The organism is Massilia sp. MP_M2, assembly GCF_039123635.1.
In the GTDB taxonomy this organism is placed as follows: domain Bacteria; phylum Pseudomonadota; class Gammaproteobacteria; order Burkholderiales; family Burkholderiaceae_D; genus Telluria.
Genome location: NZ_JBCHJF010000009.1, coordinates 121,139 through 142,719, shown reverse-complemented (window position 1 = coordinate 142,719; position 21,581 = coordinate 121,139). Strand labels below are relative to the sequence as shown.

General features: G+C 65.4%; 15 protein-coding genes. 8 read left to right on the top strand and 7 right to left on the bottom strand.

Annotated elements, in window-relative coordinates; translation table 11 throughout:
- Nucleotides 1-169 precede the first annotated feature (169 nt).
- Complete coding sequence (locus tag RCH14_RS18420; protein WP_343027558.1) at nt 170-2,095, top strand: alkaline phosphatase family protein; 1,926 nt, start codon at nt 170-172, stop codon at nt 2,093-2,095.
- A gap of 1 nt (nt 2,096) precedes the next feature.
- Here the strand turns inward: RCH14_RS18420 and RCH14_RS18415 are convergent, their stop codons facing one another.
- On the bottom strand, nt 2,097-2,993 hold the full coding sequence (locus tag RCH14_RS18415) for a cupin-like domain-containing protein (RefSeq protein WP_343027557.1): 897 nt from the start codon (nt 2,991-2,993) through the stop codon (nt 2,097-2,099).
- A 380-nt stretch (nt 2,994-3,373) separates the two neighbouring features.
- Between RCH14_RS18415 and RCH14_RS18410 the strand changes: the two genes are divergently transcribed.
- From RCH14_RS18410 to RCH14_RS18380, 7 genes are all read left to right on the top strand, one after another.
- A complete protein-coding gene (locus RCH14_RS18410; protein WP_343027556.1) occupies nt 3,374-4,039 on the top strand; it encodes a hypothetical protein in 666 nt (221 codons plus the stop codon).
- Between the two features lie 366 nt (nt 4,040-4,405).
- Complete coding sequence (locus RCH14_RS18405) at nt 4,406-6,412, top strand: LTA synthase family protein (RefSeq protein ID WP_343027555.1); 2,007 nt, start codon at nt 4,406-4,408, stop codon at nt 6,410-6,412.
- Between the two features lie 33 nt (nt 6,413-6,445).
- Nucleotides 6,446-7,135 (top strand): response regulator transcription factor, encoded by a 690-nt coding sequence (locus RCH14_RS18400; protein WP_343027554.1) that lies wholly within the window; start codon nt 6,446-6,448, stop codon nt 7,133-7,135.
- On the top strand, nt 7,122-8,363 hold the full coding sequence (locus RCH14_RS18395) for a HAMP domain-containing sensor histidine kinase (protein WP_343027553.1): 1,242 nt from the start codon (nt 7,122-7,124) through the stop codon (nt 8,361-8,363). Before RCH14_RS18400 ends, RCH14_RS18395 begins: the two co-directional genes overlap by 14 nt.
- Nucleotides 8,364-8,449: 86 nt before the next feature.
- The gene (locus tag RCH14_RS18390; protein WP_343027552.1) at nt 8,450-10,090 is read left to right on the top strand and encodes a phosphoethanolamine--lipid A transferase; all 1,641 of its coding nucleotides are present in this window, start codon (nt 8,450-8,452) and stop codon (nt 10,088-10,090) included.
- 1 nt (nt 10,091) lies between these two features.
- Nucleotides 10,092-10,799, top strand: coding sequence for a phosphatase PAP2 family protein (locus RCH14_RS18385; protein ID WP_343027551.1), 708 nt, complete (start codon nt 10,092-10,094; stop codon nt 10,797-10,799).
- On the top strand, nt 10,796-11,269 hold the full coding sequence (locus RCH14_RS18380) for a hypothetical protein (protein ID WP_343027550.1): 474 nt from the start codon (nt 10,796-10,798) through the stop codon (nt 11,267-11,269). The genes RCH14_RS18385 and RCH14_RS18380 overlap by 4 nt, the downstream gene beginning before the upstream one ends.
- Nucleotides 11,270-11,280: 11 nt before the next feature.
- Here the strand turns inward: RCH14_RS18380 and RCH14_RS18375 are convergent, their stop codons facing one another.
- The 6 genes from RCH14_RS18375 to RCH14_RS18350 form a co-directional block, all read right to left on the bottom strand.
- A complete protein-coding gene (locus RCH14_RS18375) occupies nt 11,281-14,409 on the bottom strand; it encodes an efflux RND transporter permease subunit (protein WP_343027549.1) in 3,129 nt (1,042 codons plus the stop codon).
- Nucleotides 14,406-15,566 (bottom strand): efflux RND transporter periplasmic adaptor subunit, encoded by a 1,161-nt coding sequence (locus RCH14_RS18370; RefSeq protein ID WP_343027548.1) that lies wholly within the window; start codon nt 15,564-15,566, stop codon nt 14,406-14,408. Before RCH14_RS18370 ends, RCH14_RS18375 begins: the two co-directional genes overlap by 4 nt.
- Nucleotides 15,567-15,863: 297 nt before the next feature.
- The gene (locus RCH14_RS18365; RefSeq protein WP_343027547.1) at nt 15,864-16,601 is read right to left on the bottom strand and encodes a 2OG-Fe dioxygenase family protein; all 738 of its coding nucleotides are present in this window, start codon (nt 16,599-16,601) and stop codon (nt 15,864-15,866) included.
- Between the two features lie 39 nt (nt 16,602-16,640).
- On the bottom strand, nt 16,641-18,668 hold the full coding sequence (locus RCH14_RS18360) for a TonB-dependent receptor domain-containing protein (protein ID WP_343027546.1): 2,028 nt from the start codon (nt 18,666-18,668) through the stop codon (nt 16,641-16,643).
- A 35-nt stretch (nt 18,669-18,703) separates the two neighbouring features.
- Entirely contained in the window at nt 18,704-19,198 is a 495-nt protein-coding gene (locus RCH14_RS18355; protein ID WP_343027545.1) for a DUF6702 family protein, read from the bottom strand.
- Nucleotides 19,195-21,570: a M1 family metallopeptidase gene (locus RCH14_RS18350; RefSeq protein WP_343027544.1), complete on the bottom strand. Its 2,376-nt coding sequence runs from the start codon at nt 21,568-21,570 to the stop codon at nt 19,195-19,197. The genes RCH14_RS18355 and RCH14_RS18350 overlap by 4 nt, the downstream gene beginning before the upstream one ends.
- Between the last annotated feature and the right edge of the window lie 11 nt (nt 21,571-21,581).

Here is a 21,581-nt window from a genome sequence, read left to right as displayed (position 1 = left end):
TCCGACAACGCATCTGGCGTGATCCTGCGTGTCCGCGCGCGTGGATGAGCAACTTTGATTTCCAGATGGCTCTGTTACACTGAGCCGATCTTTTCCACAGCCCGCCGTCGCCCGCGTGATCCACATACATACTCCCAACGGCCTCCCATCCGTCCTCGCCGGCCCGCTGTTGCGCCGCCTCGAACCTGGTCGTCTTGTCCTTTGGCTGGTCGGCAGCACGCCGTTGTCCCTGACCCTGGTACTGGAGCCGCATGGCGGCGAGAAGCAGCGGCTGGTGGTGGACGAGGCCTCGTGCCGGATCATCCCGATCGGGCGCGATGCGCACATTCACTTCATCGACGTGACGCTGCCTGCGCCGCTGCCGCAGGACACACTGATCGACTACGACCTGTTGCTGACCGACGTCAGCGGCGCCGAAGTAGGGATCGCGGCCTGGGCGCCGCACCTCGTGCACGACGGCGCAGCGATGCCGAACATGGTGCTGCGCAGCCGCTCCGACAATATTCTGTATGGATCGTGCCGCAAGCCGCATCACCCGTCGCGCGACGGCATGGCGCGGGGCGACGATCTGATCGCCGCGCACCTGGACCAGGCCGGCGAGCGCCCGTCGATGCTGCTACTGGCTGGCGACCAGGTCTATGCCGACGACGTGGCCGGCCCGATGCTGGGCGCGACCCACGCGCTGATCAAGCGTCTGGGCCTGTTCGGCGAATGCGTCGAAGGCGCCATCGTCGCCGACAGCGACGAGTTGTACGCCCATCCCGACGGCTACTATGGTCGCCAGCGCCTGCTGCCGGCCTTCAAGTCGAACGAGGCGCTGCGCGAGAAGTTCTTCGGCGGCGTCGAAAAGCCGATCTTCACGACGGCCAATGCCGACAACCACCTGATGACGCTGGGTGAAGTGCTGGCCATGTACCTGCTGGTCTGGTCGCCGGTGCCATGGCAGGTCGTGGGCGAGATCGCCATGCCCGCGCTCGACCCCAAGCACCAGGAACGCTGGCACGAGGAAGCAGGCATCCTGCACGGCTTCTGCGATGAATTGCCACGCGCCGCGCGCCTGATGGCGCACGTGCAGACGCTGATGATCTTCGATGACCACGACGTCACGGATGACTGGAACCTGTCGTACAAGTGGGAAAAGACCGCCTACGGCCACCCGTTCTCGCGCCGCATCATGGGCAATGCGCTACTGGCCTACATGCTGTGCCAGGGCTGGGGCAACCGACCCGATGTCTTTGGCGAGGTGCTGGACGATATGGCCGCAATGGCCGCCAGGCCCGACGCCAGGAATCGCCTCGCACCCGAACCGCATGGCGCGCTGATCGAGCGACTGCTGACGTTCCGCCAGTGGGATTACATGCTGCGCACGCAGCCGGCCGTGATCGTGCTCGATACCCGCACGCGGCGCTGGCGCAACCAGCGCCGCCCGAGCCATCCGTCCGGTCTGATGGACTGGGAGTCGCTGACCGAATTCCAGCATGAACTGATCGATGAGACGGCGGCGGTGATCGTGTCGGCAGCGCCGATGTTCGGCGTGAAGCTGATCGAGGTGGTGCAGAAGATCGCCACGCTGATGGGTCAGGCCCTGACCGTCGACGCCGAGAACTGGATGGCGCACCGCGGCGCCGCCCGCAGCCTGCTCAATATCTTCCGCCACTCGCGCACACCGGGCAATTACGTGATCCTGTCGGGCGACGTGCACTATTCATTCGCCTACGACGTCGAAGTGCGCGACGACACCCGGCCGCCGCATATCTGGCAGATCACCAGCAGCGGCTTCAAGAACGAATTCCCCGAAGACCTGCTCAACTGGCTCGATCGCCTCAATCGGTGGCTGTATTCGCCACGCTCGCCGCTGAACTGGCTCACCAAGCGGCGCGCCATGTCGATCACGCCGCACCTGCCCGATCAGCGCAAGCACGGCGAGCGCCTGTGGAACGGCTCCGGCATCGGCCAGGTCTGGCTCGATGCGAAGGGCCGGCCCAAGCGCATCGTGCAGCACAATGCGGATGGCCGGCCTTCCACGCAGTTTTTGAAGCTCGGCGAGGAAACGTCGGCCGAGCGGGCAGTCGAGCGGCCAACGACGACAGCCTAGTCTAGCCGGGCGGCTGGCCCGCCAGCGCCAGCGGCAGTCCGCGCGCCCAGCGGTTCGATGACAGCGAAAACTCCAGCGCCCGCACCTGGTGGTACCAGCCGGCCGGCACGTACAGCATGTCGCCCGGTCGGACGATCACTTCGACCAATGATGCCTGGCGCGCCAGCGGAAAGCGCGCGTCGTCCAGTGCTTCCGGATCGACGGGCGAGCCGAACAGCAGCGGATTGGCTTCGCGCGTATACAAATACGCGTCGTGGTGGGGCGGCGCGAGGAAGATCCGCTTCACGCCGCGGATCTGGGCGAAGATATTGTCGTCGTAGTCGCAGTGCAGCGGCGTGATCGTGCGCGCCGGGCCGATCCAGAAGCGGGGCGGCCCCATCTTGTCGAAATACGCTGGCCAGTGGCACAGCCGGTTCAGCTCGCGCAGCGCCAGGTTGCCCACGTAGGGCGGCAATCCCGATTCGGGCGGCGTGGACAAATCGAGATAGTCGCGCAGCAGCATGTCCTGCATGGCCCGGTCCGGCGCGAACGCGGTGTGCACGTAGTCGCCCACGCGTGCGCGCACCGGCAGATGCCCATACTGCGCGCGCAGTGTGGCGACATCCAGTTGCACGATCGGCCAGCGCCCGACCACGTCCGTGACCAGGAACGGCATCCCAGCCAGCGCATGCGCGCGAAACGCCGCCGCATCGAGCCGTGCCAGGCGCGGCACGTGGGTGAACGCGGGCAGCGCCCGCGCCGCGGCCTTGATCGCCTCGCGCATGCCGGGAATCGAGTCCACACCGCGCACCTGTGCATCGCGCTGCGCGCGTACTGCGGCATCCTGTTCAACCTGGGCCGCGTCCGTGCGCCGCAGCGGCGGCAGGCGCGCGGCGCCGGGATCCTTCTCTACTGCCATGTCGAGCATTCCTGTAGTTGATGAGCGGGCGTATGGTACCGTCAGGTGCCGTAAAGTGCGCCTAAATCACCCAAAATGACCGCTTTATGAACCGATGTGACGGTTCTGTTAGTCAGCGCACGGTCTGCCCGGGGTGCCCATTGTATTTTTTGTATCGCGACGCAGTGAATCCGATACTGCGACTCGGAAAGTTGCCGCAAGGTGGCAAACCGGGATGGGACGCAAAGAAAATGTACAGAGATGCCGAGTCAAATCGATGTTGATGTAACGCAGTCAAAGATCGTTCCCGCTTGTCGTATCGGACTTATTCAATCAAAGATGTGGTGCTAGTCGAATTTCGTTCTACTCCGCGTTGATCACTATTTTATGAGGGTTACATCATGGATAATCAAAAGTCTACCGAGGGTAAAGGCATCAACGCAACCAACGCATCGAACCCAGGTTCGGGCAGCCAGCAAAACGCGTCGTTGTCGGGCACCAGCACCGGCACCGGTTCGCTGGGCACGAGCAGCGTGACCGGCAACAGCGGTCTGAGCAACAGCGGCAGCAGCGCCAGCACCGGCGCCGGCAACACGTCGGGCTCCACCATCGGTTCGTCGACGACGCCATCGACCTCGTCGACCGCATCGTCGATCAGCGACGCCGCAGCGAACACCGCTGCTGGCATCAAGGCAGCGATCTCGTCGATCACGCCAGAGAAAGCCCACGGCGCCATCGACAAGGCAGCGCAAGCCGCTCAGCCAGTCGTTGACAACATCGCTTCGAAGGCCCACGCCGGCGTCGAAAAGGTCAGTGGCCTGATCAGCACCGCGCAAGAGAAATTCGGCGACCGTTCGACCCAGATCACCGAGAAGTACTCGGATCTGTCGGCCCAGGGCAAGGAATACGTCAAGAACAACCCAGGCAGCGCACTGCTGGCTGCAGTCGGCGTCGGCTTCATTCTGGCCAAGCTGCTGGGTGGCTCGAGCGACCGTAGCGACCGTAGCGACTATCGTGACGATTATCGTAACGACTACCGCAAAGACTACAACTCGTATCGCGATTAATTCCGTGGCTTGATCGTCATGGCGTAGGGTGGACGGGTCCTTCCGTCCACGCGTTCAACCGGATTTCGCATTTTACGGGGAGTTTGGTTTGAACGCGTGGACGGCGCAGCCTTCCACCCTACGTATGACGGTTTAACACCAGGGACTGATCCAGGCGCATCATTGATGTGCCGATCAAAAGCCTGACCAGCATCTGCTGGTCAGGCTTTTTTCATTCTGCGTTTAACGCTTTCTTAACGCCTGGTTAACGTGACGGTGACGGCAGGCAATTTAGCATCCATACCGCATCAGAAAGCGCGTTGGATTCAGGTCCGCGTGATCGATTCATCGCCGGGCGGCCCATGGTCCGGCAAATCCGGCGGATTCATGAACACTGACGAGCTCTACCTGCACCGGGCAACCAACGCCCCGACGCGCCCTGCATCTTCCTGGCTGGCACGCTGCACACGCATGGCCGGGCCGTTTGCACCGCTGGTGCAGATGCTGCTCATCGGCCTCGTACTGCTCTCGGGCTTTCGCCTGGCGATGCTGGCCTGGCAATGGGAACGCGTGCGCGCCACCGGCGTCGTGCTCGACATCGTCGTGCAGGGCGTGCGCGCCGACCTGATCCTGCTCGGCTACTTTCTGGCCATTCCGTTGCTGCTGGCGCCGCTGCTGGCATATCCACGCACGTCTCGCCTGTGGCAACGCTTCACGCTGGGCTGGACGACGCTTGCCTTGATCTTCATCCTGTTCATGGAAGTCGCCTCGCCGCAATTCATCATGCAGTACGACGTGCGCCCCAACCGCCTGTTCATCGAATACCTGAACAATCCCCGGGAAGTCTTTTCCACACTGTGGCACGGTTTCCGCACTGCGGTGCTGCTGGGCTGCGCGCTGACGGTACTCGTGGGCGCAGCGCTGGTGCGCCTGCTCAAAGGGGCGTCGGCCAGCACGCCGATGTGGCCGGGCCGCAGGATGCTGCTGGTCTGGCCGGTGCTGTGCCTGCTCGTGTTCATGCAGATCCGCTCGACCACCGGTCATCGGCCCGCCAATCCGGCCATGTTCGCGCTGACGGGCGATGCGATGGTCAATTCGCTCGTGATCAATTCAGCGTGGTCGGTGCTCGACGCGATGCGCTCGATGGACAACGAAGCCAAGTCGTCCGATATCTACGGCGACTTCCCGCGCGCGAAGGTGTTTGCCGAAGTGAAGGCGGCGCCGTGGCTGCGCGATTACCAGTTTGCGCAGCCTGAGCAGCCGACGCAGCACTACCAGAGCGCGGCCATGGCACGCACCAAACCGCTGAACCTCGTTATCGTGCTGCAGGAAAGCCTGGGCGCGACGTTCGTCGAGTCGCTGGGTGGCCTGGCCGTCACGCCGGAGCTCGAAAAACTCAAGGGCGAAGGCTGGTGGTTCGAGCAGCTGTACGCCACCGGTACCCGCTCGGTGCGCGGCATCGAGGCAGTGGTCGCGGGCTACGCGCCGACGCCCGCGCGCAGCACGGTCAAGCTGTCGCTGTCGCAGCAGAATTTCTATACGCTGGCAGCCGGCCTGGGCGACCAGGGCTACCACACCGAATTCGTCTATGGCGGCGAAGCGCACTTCGACAATATGCGCAGTTTCTTTACCGGCAACGGCTTCCAGAAGATCGTCGACATCGGCGACATGAAGCCGAAGTTCGTCGCCAGCTGGGGCGCGTCGGATGAAGACCTGTTCGACAAGTCGCTCGAACGCCTGAATACGCTGCACGCCGCGAACAAGCCGTTCTTCAGCCTGATCTTCACGTCGTCGAACCACGAGCCGTTCGAATTCCCGGACGGTAAAATCACGCTGCACGACGGCGACAAGCAGACCGTCAACAACGCCGTCAAGTACGCTGACTATGCGCTGGGCAAATTCATCCGCGCAGCCAGGCAGCAGGCTTACTGGAAAGACACGGTGTTTCTGATCGTGGCCGACCACGACAACCGCGTGTATGGCGACAGCCTCGTGCCGATCAAGAAATTCCACATCCCGGGCCTGATCCTGGGCGCGGACATTGAACCCAAGCGCATCACGACGATCGCCAGCCAGATCGACCTGGCCCCGACGCTGCTGTCGCTGCTGGGCGTCTCGAGCACGCACCCGATGATCGGGCGCGACTTCGTAAAAGACAGCACGACACCGGGCCGCGCGCTGATCCAGTTCAACGATTATTTTGCCTACCTCGAAGGCAACTCGGCCACCGTGCTGCGGCCCGGGCAGTCGCCGCTGGCGGGCCGGTACGACGCGGCCAGCGGGCATTTCAGCCCGGGTAGCAGCAGCCCGACGCAGGCGCAGGTCGACCAGGCGATGGCGCACGTGATCCTGCCGTCGATCCTGTACCGCGAGCAGCGCTATCGCCCGCGCTGAAAACGGTGACCGATTCGCCTTACAATGACCGGTATGCGCATCCTCATCGTTGAAGACAATCCCGATATCCTGGCCAATCTGTACGGGTTCCTGGAGCCGAAGGGCTACGCCGTCGATTCGGCGCGCAACGGCTACGGCGGCCTGGCACTGGCGTCCGAAAACAACTACGACGTCATCATCCTCGACGTCATGCTGCCCGGCTTGAGTGGCCTGGAGCTGTGCCAGAAGCTGCGCACCGAGCTGCGCAGCGCGACGCCGGTGCTGATGCTGACGGCGCGCGACAGCCTGCAGGACAAGGTACTGGGCTTTGACAGCGGCGCCGACGACTACCTGGTCAAGCCTTTTTCGCTGGTCGAACTCGATGTGCGCCTGAAAGCCCTGGCCCGCCGTGCGGGCGGGCAGCACGCGTTCAGCCGCGTCCTGCGCTTTGGTCCGCTCGTGTTCGATCCCGATCAGCAGCAGGCTTCGCGCGACGGCGTCAAGATCGCGCTGACCAAGACCGGTTACGTGCTGCTGCGCAGCCTGATGGCGGCGGCGCCGCGCATCGTGTCGCGCGAGACACTCGAGCAGGCGGTCTGGGGCGAAGACCGTCCCGAGAGCGACGCGCTGCGCACGCACATCCACGCGCTGCGCCAGGCGCTCGACAAGCCGTTCGCCAGCCCGATGGTCCATACCATTGCCGGTGTCGGCTACAAACTGGCGATGCCCGATGCGCCCGGCTAGTTCGCTCAGCCGGCCGATCGTCGGCGCCTTCATCCTGTTCGGCGTCGTGCTGTCCCTGTTCTTTGCGATGCTGGCCGCGATGGTGGTCGAAGGCATCGAAGTGCACCTGGTCGACGAGCGCCTGGCCGAAGTCGAGAAGTGGGCGCGCCCCAGGGCCGCCGCCGGGCTGCCAGCCGACCTGCCGGCCGGACTGCGCTTTCACCGGGGCGACGACATCCCGCGCTCGCTGCGTACGCTGCCGGCCGGCGTGTCCGAGGCCGACGTCGATGGCATCGGCCTGCATGTCCTATCCGGCGCCGATGAACGGGGGCCGTATGTGGTGGTCGACCACGAAAGCGATTACGAAGAGATCGAGATCCTGGTGTACTCGATGTTCGCCGCCTTTTTTGCCGGCTTCGTCACGCTGGCGCTGTTTCTCGGCCGCTTCGTCGGCAGGCGCATCGTCACGCCGCTGCGCGAACTGGCCGACGCCGTCGGGCAGGGGGCATTTGCCTTGCCGCATATCGAACGCGGCGACGAATTGGGAACGCTGGCGCGGGCGCTGGCTGCGCACACGCGTGAGTTGCGTGACTACCTCGACCGCGAGCGCCTGTTCACCGGCGACGTCAGCCACGAGCTGCGCACGCCGCTGACCGTCATCATGGGCGCCGCCGAGATCCTGGTCGAAAACGGCAGGAGCCCGGCTGTGCAGGCGCCGGCGCAGCGCATTTACCGGGCGGCGCAGGAAGCGACGGAGTGCGTGACGGTGCTGCTGGTGCTGGCGCGCGCACCCCAGCTCGGCCTGTTTTCTCCCGTCTCGGTCAGCGAGATCGCGCGCCGCGAGACCGAGCGTTACCAGGCCATGGTGGCCGGCCGGCCTGTCACGCTGCGCTGCGTCGGCGATGCGGCGTTTCGCATTTGCGCGCCCGCCGAACTGTGCGTGTCGGCCATCGCCAACCTGATTCGCAACGCCTGCCAGTACACCGAGCAGGGCGAAGTGACGGTCGTGATCGAACCCGGCCGCATCACGGTCGAAGACACGGGGCGCGGCTTGCCCGACGCGGTGCGCCAGACGCTGGGCGAGGGCGCACGCCCGATCCCGTCGAGCGGTTCGGCCGGCACCGGGCTGGGCCTGTCGCTGGTCAAGCGCATCTGCGAATACCTGGGCGCATCGCTGGTGTACGAGAACCGGCCAAGTGGCGGCAGCCGTTTCACGATTGTTTTTCCTGCGGCGTTCACGCCATCCTAACGCCGCGTTGACGGTGGCTTGCCATCATCTTTTCTATCCTTGAAGCACTGCAGCGACGTCCGCTGCGATGTTGACAAGGGTGTTGGATGGACAAACTGTTTGCAAGACGTATCGATGCATCGCTGCTGATACTGGTTGTGGCGCTGTTACTGGCAAGCCTGGGCAATGTCACGTTCTGGACCGTGCTGGCCCATGCCGCCGGCGGCGTTTCGCTGGCCAGCCTGCCCATGCTGGCAGGCACGTTCCTGATCGTCGTCCTGTTCTTCAATGCCTGCCTGACACTGGCCAGCTTCCGCTACCTGGCCAAGCCGGTGCTGATCGCCCTCGTGATGGCGGCGTCCGCGGCAGGCTACTTCATCGCCACCTATGGGATCGTCATCGACAAGGCGATGATCCAGAATGTCTTCGAGACCGATACCCGCGAAGCGACTGAATTGATCAGCTGGCAGATGGCCGCCAGGATCGGGCTACTCGGCGTGCTGCCATCGCTGTGGATCGCCCGCGCCAATATCCAGTTCCCCAGCGGACTGAAAGGGCTGCTCAAGCGCAGCAGCAATGCCGGCGGCTCGCTGCTGCTGGCGTTCGTGCTGCTGGCGCTGCTGTTCAAGAGCCTGGCGCCGACGCTGCATGAGCACCGCGAACTGCGCTTCCTGCTCACGCCCACCAATTTCATCCAGGCCGTGCACGGGTATCTGCGCAGCCGCTGGGCAGCCGATGTCGTGGTTGCCCCGCTGGGCCGCGATGCAGTCAAAGGCGCCGCCTGGGCCGGCCATCACCGCAAGACGCTGACGGTGATCGTCGTTGGCGAAACGGCGCGTGCAGCCAATTTTTCGCTGGATGGTTATGCCCGCGACACCAATCCGCTGCTGGCACGGCAAGCTGGCTTGATCAACTTCTCGCGTGTCAGTTCGTGCGGCACCGCGACCGCGGTGTCGGTGCCATGCGTGTTTTCCGCCTTCGGCCGCAACGATTACAGCCAGTCGAAGGCGGCCAGCCACGAAGGGCTGCTCGACGTGTTGTCGCATGCGGGCTTTGCCGTGCTCTGGCGCGATAACAATTCGGGCTGCAAGGGCGTCTGCAACCGGGTGACGTACGAGGATCTGTCCCGCCCCGACGGCAAGAATCCGCATTGCAGCGGCGACGAATGCTATGACGAGCGCTTGCTGGATGGCTTGCCGGGCTTGCTTGCCAACAGCAGCACGGACATGGTCGTGGTCCTGCACCAGAAGGGCAGCCATGGGCCCGCGTATGCCAGCCGCTATCCGCGCGGGTTCGGCCGCTTCGGTCCGGTGTGCGCGAGCAGTGACTTCGACACCTGCTCGCGCGAATCGATCCGGGCCGCCTACGACAACACGATCCTGTACACCGATTACTTCCTGAGCAAGACCATCGACGGCTTGCGCGCGATCGCCGCGGCGCAGGACGCCGATACGGCCATGCTGTACTTCTCGGACCACGGCGAGTCGCTGGGCGAGAACAATGTGTATCTGCACGGCGCGCCGTATATGTTCGCGCCGCGCGAACAGACCGAGGTGCCGATGATGTTGTGGATGTCGGACGGCTTCAGCGAGCGTTTTCGCATCGACCGGCGCTGCCTGGCAGCGCGGCGCAACGAACCGCTGTCGCATGACAACGTGTTTCACTCGGTGCTCGGCATGCTCGACGTGAACACGGCCGTGCTCAATCCGCGCCTGGACTTGTTCCATGCGTGCGTGCGGGGTGCCTGAGATGCGGGCCGATGTCACGCTGCTGTCGGCGCGCGCCCTCCGGCGCCTCGCCGTCATGCTGGCGGCCGGCGCGCTGACCATCCTGTGGCTCGGGCGCTGGACCGATCTCGATCTGGCCCTGGCCGATGCGGTGTTCGACGCGCACAGCGGCGCCTTTCCCTGGCGCGATGCGTGGCTGACCGTCACGTTCAACCACGTCATCGTCAAGCAGCTCCTGATGGTGCTTGCGGTGGGCGTCGTCGGCTACGCGCTCGTCGATGCCTGCCGGCCCCGGCCTGCGCTAAGCGCCCTTGGCCGCCTGCAGCTGCGCATCGTCGCGCTGTCGGCCATCCTGGTGCCGGCCGTGACCAGCACGCTGAAGCAGCTCAGCGCATCGCACTGCCCGTGGGATCTGCTGCGCTATGGCGGCGAGCAGCCGTACGTGCGTCTGTTCGGCGCGTTTCCGGCCGGTGCGATGCCGGGCCAGTGCCTGCCTGCCGGCCATGCATCGAGCGCCTTGTGGCTCGTGGCGCTGGCCGTCTGCTGGCTGCCGGCGCGGCCATCGATGGCGCGCACTGCCGCGCTGCTGGCGATCGGCGCCGGCGCCACGGTCGGCTATCTGCAGCAACTGCGCGGCGCGCATTTCATGACACATACTTTGTGGTCGATCTGGATCGCGTGCACGATCGTCGTGATGCTGATCGCCGCCCTGCAGGCCAGGACACCATGAGCATGCGCCGCACAATGCTCGATCCGTCCCGCACGGCCCTGTCACGCGGCGACCGTCTCCGTTTGCTGGGCGTGGTGAACCGGCTGGCAAGGGCGTATCCGCCGGACTGGCTCGAGCGGTGCGGCGCACAACTCTATGGTGCGACCATCCTGGCCAGTCTGGGACTGACCGCCCTGGTCGGCGCGCTCTGGTCGCCATGGTGGACTTACCTGATTCCCGTCGTGTGTCCGCTGCTGCTGCTGGGCGTGCTGCCGGTCTGGCTGTTTGGCCGCGAACCGGGCCGCCCGCGCTGGGCGCATCCGCTTGCCGTCGTCAGCGACGACGATGCGGCGCTGATCGGGCGGATCGTCGCCGCGATGGACGAACAGAGCAGGGCGGGGCTGTTGCCGCATTGCCCGGCAAACGATGGCGCGAAGGTCTTCGCGCTGTGGCAGCAGTTGCAATCTGCCGGCGTCGAAGAACCTCGCTGAAGGTGATGCGTTCAGGCCGGGCTGTTGTCGGCCTTGTCGTTCCTGACGGCCCGCGCCGGCTGGCGCCGCATCCTGCGCCCGGTGCGCTTGAGCCAAACCTCGAAGTCGTCCACGTACGTGAACACGGCCGGCACCACCAGCAGACTCAGTAACGTCGACGTGATCAGGCCACCGATCACGGCCACCGCCATCGGCGAGCGGAAGCTCGGGTCGCCCGAGAACCCCAGCGCCAGCGGCAGCATGCCGGCGCCCATCGCGATCGTGGTCATCACGATCGGCCGGCTGCGCTTGTGGCAGGCGTCGACCAGCGCGTCGAAGCGGTTCATGCCGGCCTGGCGCGCCAGGATCGCGTAATCGACCAGCAGGATCGAGTTCTTGGTCACGATCCCCATCAGCATGATCAGGCCGATCATCGTCGGCATCGACAGCGCGTTGCTCGTCACGAGCAGTGCCACGAAGGCGCCGCCGATCGACAGCGGCAGTGCGGCCAGGATCGTCACCGGCTGCATGAAGTCCGAGAACAGCAGCACCAGCACGCCGTAGATGCACAGCACACCGATCAGCATCGCCAGGCCGAAGCTGGCAAACAGCGCCTGCATTTCCTGGGCGTCGCCCAGTTCGGCGATCGTCACCGACGACGGCAGCGACTGGAACACGGGCAGTGCGCGCGCCTCCTTGTTGACCTCGCCGAGCGAGCGGCCCGACAGTTCGACGTCGAGCGTGACGTTGCGGGTGCGGTTCAGGCGGTTGATCTGCGCCGGGCCACTTTCCATCGTGATGTCGGCCACGGTCGAGAGCAGCACCGGGCCGTTCTTGCCGGGCACCGTCAGGCGCCCGATGGCATCCAGGTCGGCCCGCACCGCATCGGGCAGTTTCACGCGGATTGGCACCTGGCGCTCGTCCAGGTTCATCTTGGCCAGCGATTGCTCGTAGTCGCCGGCGGTGGCCACGCGCACCGTCTCGCCGATCGCCGCCGCCGTCACGCCCTGGTCGGCTGCGCGTGCGAAGTCGGGGCGCACGATGATCTCGGGACGCACCAGCGACGCGCTCGAACTGACGTTGCCGATGCCGCGCAGGCCGCGCAATTCACGCTCGGCCTGGCGCGCCGCGGTGCTCAGTGCATTGGCGTCTTCGCTGCGCAGCACCAGCTGCATCTTGGTGCCGGCGTCGGGAATGCCAACCGTGAAACGTGCGCCGGGAATGGCGGCCACGCGTTCGCGGATCGTGTTTTCGATCACGCCCAGCTTCACGTCGCGCTCATCCCGCTCCACCGTTTTCACGGTCAGAACGGCGCGTCGCGCTTCGGCAGCGGCGCCGGGCGAAAACGCGTCGCCGCTCGAGCCGCCACCGATCGAACTGAAGACGCTCGTCACGCCCTCTACCTTCATCAGATCCAGGCGCACCTGTTCGGCCATGGCGCGGGTCTGGGCCAGCGTGGCGCCCGGCGCCAGTTCGACATTGACCTGCGTCTGCGAACGGTCGGCCGGCGGGATGAAGCCGGTTGGCAGCAGCGGCACCAGCGCCAGCGAGCCCGCGAAGAACACGGCCGCGCCCAGCATCGTCAGGCCACGGCGGCGCAGGCACCATTGCATGACGGCCAGGTAGCGCCGCATGATGGCGCTGTCTTTGGGCTCGTGACCGGCCACGCCGGCGTTCTTCGGCGCCTTGAGCAGGTACGCGCACATCATCGGCGTGAGCAGGCGCGCCACCAGCAGCGACGCTAAAATCGCCAGCACGGCGGTCCAGCCGAACTGCTTGAAGAATTTGCCGGGGATGCCGCCCATGAACGCGGTCGGCAGGAACACGGCCACGAGCGCGAACGTGGTAGCGATCACCGCCATCCCGATTTCGTCGGCTGCTTCGAGTGAGGCCTGCAGCGGCGACTTGCCCATATGGAGGTGGCGCGAGATGTTTTCGATCTCGACGATCGCATCGTCGACCAGCACGCCGATCACGAGGGCCAGCGACAGCAGCGTGACCATATTGAGCGTGTAGCCAAACAGGTACTGGCCCAGAAAGGCCGGAATCACCGACAGCGGCAGGGCAGCCGCGGCGATCAGCGTCGCGCGCCAGTCGCGCAGGAACCACCACACCACCAGCACCGCCAGCAGCGCGCCTTCATACAGCATGTGCATCGAGGCGTCGAAGTTCTCGTCGACCGACTGCGAGTTATCGATCACTTCGTTGACGATCAGCTTCGGGTTTTCTGTCTTGAGTTGTTCCATGGCGGCGCGGGCGCCCGTGGCGACATCGATCTCGCCGGCCCCGCGCGTGCGGAACACCTCGAAGGCGACGACGCGGCGGCCATCCTGCTCGGCTACCGAGCGCGGTTCTTCCACGGTATCGAGCACGCGCGCCACCTGGTCCAGCCGCACGTGGCGCCCGTCCGGCAGCGGGATTTCCATCGCAGCCAGCGCCTGCGCGGTGCCGACGGTGGCCAGCGTGCGCACCGATTGTTCGACGCCACTGACGTCGCCCCGGCCGCCGGGCGCTTCGCGCTGCACATTGCGCAGTTGGCGCGAGATGTCCAGCGCCGAGACGCGCAGCGCCGCCATCTTCTGGTCATCGAGCTCCACGCGCATCTCGCGCGTCACGCCGCCCACGCGCCGGATTTCACCCAGGCCCGGCACGCCCAGCATGCGCTTGGCGACGTCGTTGTCGACGAACCAGCTCAGGTCCTGGTCGTCCAGGCCCGAGCCTGCCGCGGCGGCGACCGTGAAGGTCGAGACGACGCGCCCGGCGGTGGCGGCCTTGGTGACGGTCGGTTCGCGCAGTTCGGCCGGCATGTCGGCGCGCACGCGCGAGACGGCGTCGCGCACGTCGTTGACGGCTTCGGCCGAATCGCGCTCCAGGATGAATTCGACCGTGACGGTGGCCACCCCATCGAGCACGCGCGTGTAGATGTTCTTGACGCCCTGCAGGGTGGCGACCGAGTCTTCGATCTTGCGCGCGACTTCCGTTTCGAGCTGCGCCGGGGCGGCGCCGTCCAGCACGGCGGTGACGGTGACGATCGGCAGTTCGATGTCCGGGAAGTCCTGCACCTTGCTGGCATTGAAGGCCATCAGTCCCGCCACGGTGAGCAGGACGAACAGCATGATCGCCGGGATCGGATTGCGGATCGACAGGGCGGAAAAATTCATCGTGCAGCCTTTGCCGGTGCCGCTGCCGCTGCCGCTGCCGCTGCCGGCGTCGCGATATTGCGTACCAGGTCGCCGTCGTTGAGGAACCCGGCGCCGGTGACGACGATCGGTGCGTCGGCCGCGAGGCCGGCGGCAATCTCGACCCGGTCGCCCAGGCGGCGGCCCGTGGTGACCTTCAGCTGGCTCACGCGGCTGTCCGCATTCAGGCGGTACACGTAACTGAAGCCGTCGCGCACGGCGATGGCCTGCTGCGGCACGGTCAGGGCATTTGACGTGCCCAATTCGAACCGGCCACTGGCGAACATGCCGGCCTTGAGCGGCATGTCGCTCGACAGCGCCGGTGGCAGGTCGACATAGACCAGCGCAAGCCGGGTCTGCGGATCGACCGACGGCGCCACCACGCGCACCTTGCCCGTGACTTCGAGACCGCTGGCGCCGCGTACGGTGGCGCGCGTGCCGGGCTTGATGCGACCCAGGTCTTGCGCCGTGATTTCGGCGCGCCATTCGAGGCGGCCCTGGCGGATCATGCGAAACAGTTCGGTGCCCACACCGACGACGGCGCCGACGGTGGCGCCCCGCGCCGAGATCACGCCGCTGTCGGGCGCCGTCACCTGCGTGTACTTCAGGCGCAGCTGCTGCTGCGTGAGCGTGGCCTGGGCCGACTGGACGCGCGCGGCGCCAGTCTGCTCGCCCGTCACGTATTGCGTGACTTGCTGGGCGCTCAGGGCGCCAGAGCTCTCCAGTGCCCGCGCGCGATCCGCGTTCGCCCTGGCTTCCTGGGCATTGGCCTTCGCCTCGAGCAGCGCTGCGCGCGCGCCGGCGATATCGGCGCGCACGGTTTCATCCGCGAACACGGCCAGCACCTGGCCCTTCTTGACCACGTCGCCGACATTGACGCGCACTTCGTTCAGACGCAACCCGTTCGATTCGCTGCCGATGACGGCATCCTGCCAGGCGGCGATGCTGCCATTGGCGGTCAGGCTGATCGGCAGGCTGGTGGTGGTGGGACGGGTGGTGGTCACGCTCAGGGCAGGGCGCGGGGCGGCCTTTTCTTCCTTGGCGTCGGCGCGGTTGATCGTGGCCAGCGCAATGACGGCGCACAGCGACGCGGCCCCGAGGGCGATGGCAAGGGCACGTGGATGTCGAATGGTTTTCATGGTGTCTGGGTGATCGCGGCCTGGTCCAGCAATCCGGTGATCCGGTGCTCCGGCAAGCAACTGAGTGTAGCAAATGTGACGCCCCCGGCAGGGCTGCACGGGTGTCATTACAAATAGTGCAGTGCGGAAAAATGGGTGGTTTGGCAGGGCATTCTACAAATTTACAACAGTAGATCGAACGTATTGCACTGCACAATAAAAAGGACTATATTGGATCTGTCTCCTCCAGTTTTCTCCGAAAATTGGATTTGCCGCCCGCCAACCAACAGGTTCTGCGGGCGTTTTTTTTTGCTCTCTTCAAGCGTGCTCGCCCTGGAACGCGTCGGCGCGCCAGGTCAGCACCAGCGTATCGCGGTAGCCGTGCTCGCCCAGCGGCTGGATCGGCGTCGATTCGTGGATCACGGCGGCGTCGTCCAGCAGCAGTAGCGTCCAGGGCTCGGTCATCGTGAAGCGCTGGCCGGCCGGGCCGTCGGCGTCGAACACGCGCGTCTCGCCGCCCTTGATGCCATGGCGGCCGATCATGATCACGGCCACGAAATTCACGCCGTCGCGGTGCGCGCCTTCGGGGGTCGGGCGGCCGATGCCGTCTGCCGTGTCGATCCTGAACTGGTGCGCTTCGACGAACCACGGTTGCACCGGCGTTACCGCTGAACAGACCGCGCCGAGCGCGCACAGCAGGCGCTCCCAGGCCGGGTTGGCGACGGTCGCCGTTTCCATCGGCGCGAATAGCCGGTGCATGCCGCCGTGCAGCGCGTTGTATTCGACCGGCTGCCAGTGCGCGCGGTGCGGCGTCTGCACCAGGCTGGCGCCATCGTCGATGAAGCACGAGTGGCGCCGACGGCGATAGCGCCCGCCATCCTTCAGGTAGTCGTCGAGTTCGAGCCGGTCCCAGCTCGGCACCAGCGTGGCGAGCTCAAGCAGGCTGCAGCCGGCCAGCAGCGCAACGTCGTCAGGGCGAAGCAGGGCGTAGCCGGTGTCGCGCAGTGCGGCCGTCAATTGCGACGGATCGAGATAGGGCAGGGGCGGTGTGGTCATCCCGCTAGCCTAGCACTTTCATTGCCGCCCGGCCAGACTTCACCATGTCTTGACCAGCGTCAGGCGCAGCGAGCGCGGTTCAATCGGGTGGAAATGCACGTCTGCCACCGGCGCGCTCTCGCCCGCCAGTTGCGACTCGTAGAAGTAGTCGATCGCTGACGCGCGCCGGTTGCTCAGGTTGAATGCTTCGAGTTCCAGTTGCAGGTCCTTTGCCAGCTGGTAGCCCAAGCGCCCGTTGAGCGTCACGCTCGCTTTGGAACGCACGCTGTCGTCCTCGATCAGCGGGCGCGGACCGAACCAGCGCAGGCGTAGCGACCCCGACCATGGGCCGCTGCGGTCGACCGTCACGCCCAGTTGCGCGACGCCTTCGATGGCGCCCGGGATCCGGTTGCCCAGCGAGCGCGCGCGGGCCCAGGCCGCATCAACATCGACCGACAGCCATTTGTAGGGCCGGTAGTAATTCGAAAACTCGATGCCGTAGCGGCGGCTTGGGTCGCCCGCCTCGGTATTGCCGGCGTCGCCGATATAGGTCAGCTCGGAATCGAAGTCGAGGCGGTAGACGGCCAGCGACATCTGCATCTTCGGGATCGCCTCGGTGCGCAGGCCAAACTCCACGCCGCGCGAGCGCACGAGGCCCGGCGTGCGCTCGAGCGCGTCGAGCGTTTTCGGGTCGACCGTGGCGACCGTGCCGCGCGCGTCGTTGCTGTGAAAACCGTGGCCGTAGTTGGCATACAGTTCGGTCGAGGCCCATGGGCCGTAGGCGATGTTCAGCGTCGGCGTCACCAGGGTGTCGTGCCCCTTGCCGGCGTTCTCAAGCCGGTCGCCGTCGACGCGGAAGCGGTAGTTATTTGCGCGCACACCGACGACCGTGCGCAGCGCATCGCTCCAGCGCGTGGCATTCTCGACGAACACCGCGCCACTCGTCTCGACGATGTGGTCTTCGCGCGTGGTGGCGATGCGCGCGCGCTTGCTGGTGTGGTACAGGCCGTTGAAGATATTGTCGTTCTGGAGTTGCGCGCCCACCGTCAGGTCGGACGACAGCGTGTCGCTGCGGTGCATGTGCCAGGTGTGGGTGGCGTCGACGCCCGTCGTCACGCGCCGGTCGGGCTGGGCGAACTGGTCGCCGTTCACGGGGTCGTTCAAAAAATACGTAAAATTCGAGAACAGTTCGAGCTCGTTGCGGATCACGTAGGCGCTCACTTTCGAGGCCGAATCGGTGTCCGTGCTGCGCCAGATGCCCGAGATGCTCTGGCGGCGCGCCTTGCCGCCATCGCTGTCGTCGATGAGGTCGTAGCGTCCGATGCGGCCATCGTCGACAGCCCGCAGCGGAATCTGGTCGGTCGAATTCCAGTGGCCGCTGTAGCTCATCGCGGTGACGTTCCAGCCATTGTTGGCGTAACCCTGGCTGTAGCGCAGCACGGCATTGACCTTGCGGTAGCCGTCGGGGCGCGTCCATGGGCCGTCGTTCTTCATCAGCTCCAGCGCGTACAGCAGGCTGCCGCCTGCGACCTCGGGCGAGCCGGCCAGCATCGTGCGGGCGTAGCCGTCCTGGCCAACCGTTGCGGAAGCGATGCTTTTCACCAGGCGATTGGCATAGCCCAGCGAGGCCACGCCGGCGGAAGAGAAGTCGCCTTCACGCGCCGAATACGGGCCCTTGCGGTAATCGAGGCGGCCCACCAGTTCGGGGATCAAAAAATTCAGGTCGGTCCAGCCCTGGCCGTGCGCATGGCTGCGCTGATTGACGGGCATGCCGTCGACCCAGGTGGCCAGGTCGGTGCCGTGGTCGAGATTGAAGCCGCGCAGGTAGAACTGGTTGGCCTTGCCTTCGCCGCTATGCTGGCTGGCGATCAGGCCGGGCGTGACTTCGAGCAGTTCGCCCGGGCGGTACGCGATGCGCCCGGCCAGGTCCTTCGCGCCGGCGCTGCCGGCGCCGGCCGAATCGGCGATGCCGAGCTGGCTGGCGCGGGCGCCTTCGACCAGCACGCGCTGGAGCTGAAAATCATCGGCATGGACGGTCGATGAGACGAACAGCGCGGCGAGCGCGCAGGCGATTGGACGAAGAGGCATCGGACGAAGCAGCATGGGCAAATTCAGGATAAGGTTCAGCGGGCGGGCTGTTCGAGCGCCTGGCGCATGAAGGTCAGCGAACGCACGGCGCCGCCTTCGTTGAGGTTGACGGTGTTGACCTGTTCGGCCAGGAAGTCGACCAGCATGCCCTGGCGGATCACGGCCGTTGCCGACAGCGGCGTGGCGGCCACTTCCTGGTAGATCACGATGCTTTGCGCATCGGCCGTCATGCCGACCCAGGTCACGGGCAGCCGCTTGCCGTCCTTGTCGGCGAGCCAGAAGTGACGCTCGACGTAGGTGCGCAGCACCGCCTGGTCTTGCACGTCGCTCAGGTCGAACTGGCGCCCGTACAGATTGAGCAGCAGCGCATCGATATCGTGCGCAGTGTAGGTGTGGACGATTTCCGTGCTCTCGGTGCGCGCGTTGTACGAGATGTCGGTCATGCCGAAGTGGAAGCGGTGCGCGCTGGCCGCAGCGCTGACGCACAGCAGCAGCGCCAGGAGCAGCGACTGTAATCCGCGCAGGTTCATTGGGCCGCCTTCGGCGCTGCGGTTGGTGCCGATTTTAACGGCGTGGCCGCGTCGCGCATCAGGTTGTTCGGGTCGCGCTCGGTCTTGAACAGCTCCAGGCGCGACGGCGTCGCCTTGCGTGGCCAGCTATTGTTGCTGACATCGATGTCGGCTGTTTCCCAGTACGGGTCCTGCGTCAGGCCGATGATCGGTTCATCGGTGACGAACAGCTTCGTGATCTTCTTGGGCGAATAGCGCCACACTTCGGCCGGAATACGCTCGATCGTCTTCGTACCGTTCTTGAAGGTCAGCTCGACGATCAGCGGCATCACCAGCCCGCCGCGATTGGAAAAGTCGACCAGTGTCAGGTGCTTGCCCTCCTTGAGCAGCGCCTTTTCCCAGTCTTCCAGTTCGGCCGTCGTCTCGGCGAATTTGTTGCGGTCCTTGTTGGTGACGGTGAACTCGTCGTTCTCGTTGTAGAAGTCCTTCAGCTCGGGATGCGCATCGACGCGGCGCGGCATTCCCTGGTTGCGCTGGTCGGTCACCGACACCGGCTCGGCGGCGCGGCGCGCACGCTGCCAGGCTTTTTCGATTTCGGGGTCCTTGGTGGACACGGTGTACTCGCTGATGCCGTCGATGCTGATGTCCACCGCGTCGGTCGTGTAGAACCAGCCGCGCCAGAACCAGTCGAGGTCCGTGCCCGATGCGTCTTCCATCGTGCGGAAGAAGTCGGCCGGCGTCGGGCGCTTGAACTTCCAGCGCTCGGCGTACTCCTTGAACGCGAAGTCGAACAGCTCGCGCCCCAGCACCGTCTCGCGCAGGATGTTCAACGCCGTGGCCGGCTTGGCATAGGCGTTGGCGCCGCGCTGCAGCGTCGACTCGGCATTCGTCATGATCGGCGCCTGGTTCGTGCTGCGCATGTAGTCGACGATGTCGCGCGGCTCGCCACGGCGCGCCGGATAATTGTCTTCCCACGCCTGCTCAGCCAGGAACTGCAGGAAGCTGTTCGTCCCTTCGTCCATCCAGGTCCACTGGCGCTCGTCCGAATTGACGATCATCGGGAAGTAGTTGTGGCCCACCTCGTGGATGATCACGCTGATCAGGCCATACTTGGCGGCTTGCGAGTAGGTCAGCGCGCCCGTCTTGGCGTCCTTGACCGGCCGGCGGCCGTTAAACGACAGCATCGGGTATTCCATCCCGCCCACCGGGCCGTTGACCGAGATCGCCACCGGATACGGGTAGTCGAACGAGTACTTGTTGTACTGCTCGATCGTGTGGATCACGGCCGGCGTCGAGTATTTTTCCCACAGCGGGTTCGCTTCGGCCGGGTAGTACGACATCGCCATCACGTCCTGCTTGCCGCTCTTGATGCCCTGCGCATCCCAGATGAACTTGCGGCTCGAGGCAAACGCGAAGTCGCGCACGTTTTTCGCATTGAAGCGCCAGGTGCGGTTGCCGCTGGCGCGCCCCTTTTCGGTTGCCTGTGCTTCGGCCTGCGACACGATCATCACCGGCTTGCCCGCCTTTTTTGCCTGCTGCAGGCGCTCGCGCTGGGCGCTGGTCAGGACCTCGCCCGCGTTCTGCAGCTCGCCCGTGGCGGCCACGATGTGATCGCTTGGCACCGTGATCGCCACGTCGTAGTCGCCGAACTCCAGCGTGAATTCGCCGTCGCCCAGATACTGCGCGTTCTGCCAGCCGGCCGCATCGTAGTAGGCGGCCATGCGCGGGAACCACTGCGCGATTTCGTAGATGTCGTTGCCGTCCTTGAAGCGCTCGAAGCCCATCCGGCGGCCCAGCACGTTCATCTCGGGGATGTTGAATTGCCAGGCCACGTTGAACGACACGTTTGCACCTGGTTTCAATGGCTGCGGCAGGTCGATCCGCATCATCGTCTTGTTGATCCTGTGGGGCAAAGGACGGCCGTCGCTGCCGGTCACGCTCTGGATGTCGATGCCGCCGGCGAACTTGCCTGCTTCGAGCGTGAAGCGCAGCGCGTCGAACTTCACGCCGTCATTGCCCCTGGCCTGCCACGCGCTGCGCGAAGGCAGCGTCGTGATCTTGCGGTTGTCCGAGTCGCTGCGGAACATGTTCTGGTCCAGCTGCACCCACAGGTACGACAGCGTGTCGGGCGAGTTGTTGTGGTACGTGACCGTGCCGGCGCCGCTGATCGCGCGCCGGGCTTCGTCGAGCGTGACGCGCAGCTTGTAGTCGGCGCGCTGCTGCCAGTAGGCGTGGCCCGGTGCGCCGGCGGCATTGCGCGTGACGCCGGGCGTTGGCAGCAGCTCGTCGAGCTGGCGGAACTTGTCGTCGAAGGCCGGGCCGGCTGCGCCGGCGGTGATCGCAACGCCAAGGGTGAGGGTCGCGAAGGCCGCGTGCAGGTGAGGGATGTTCATGATCGTGGTGC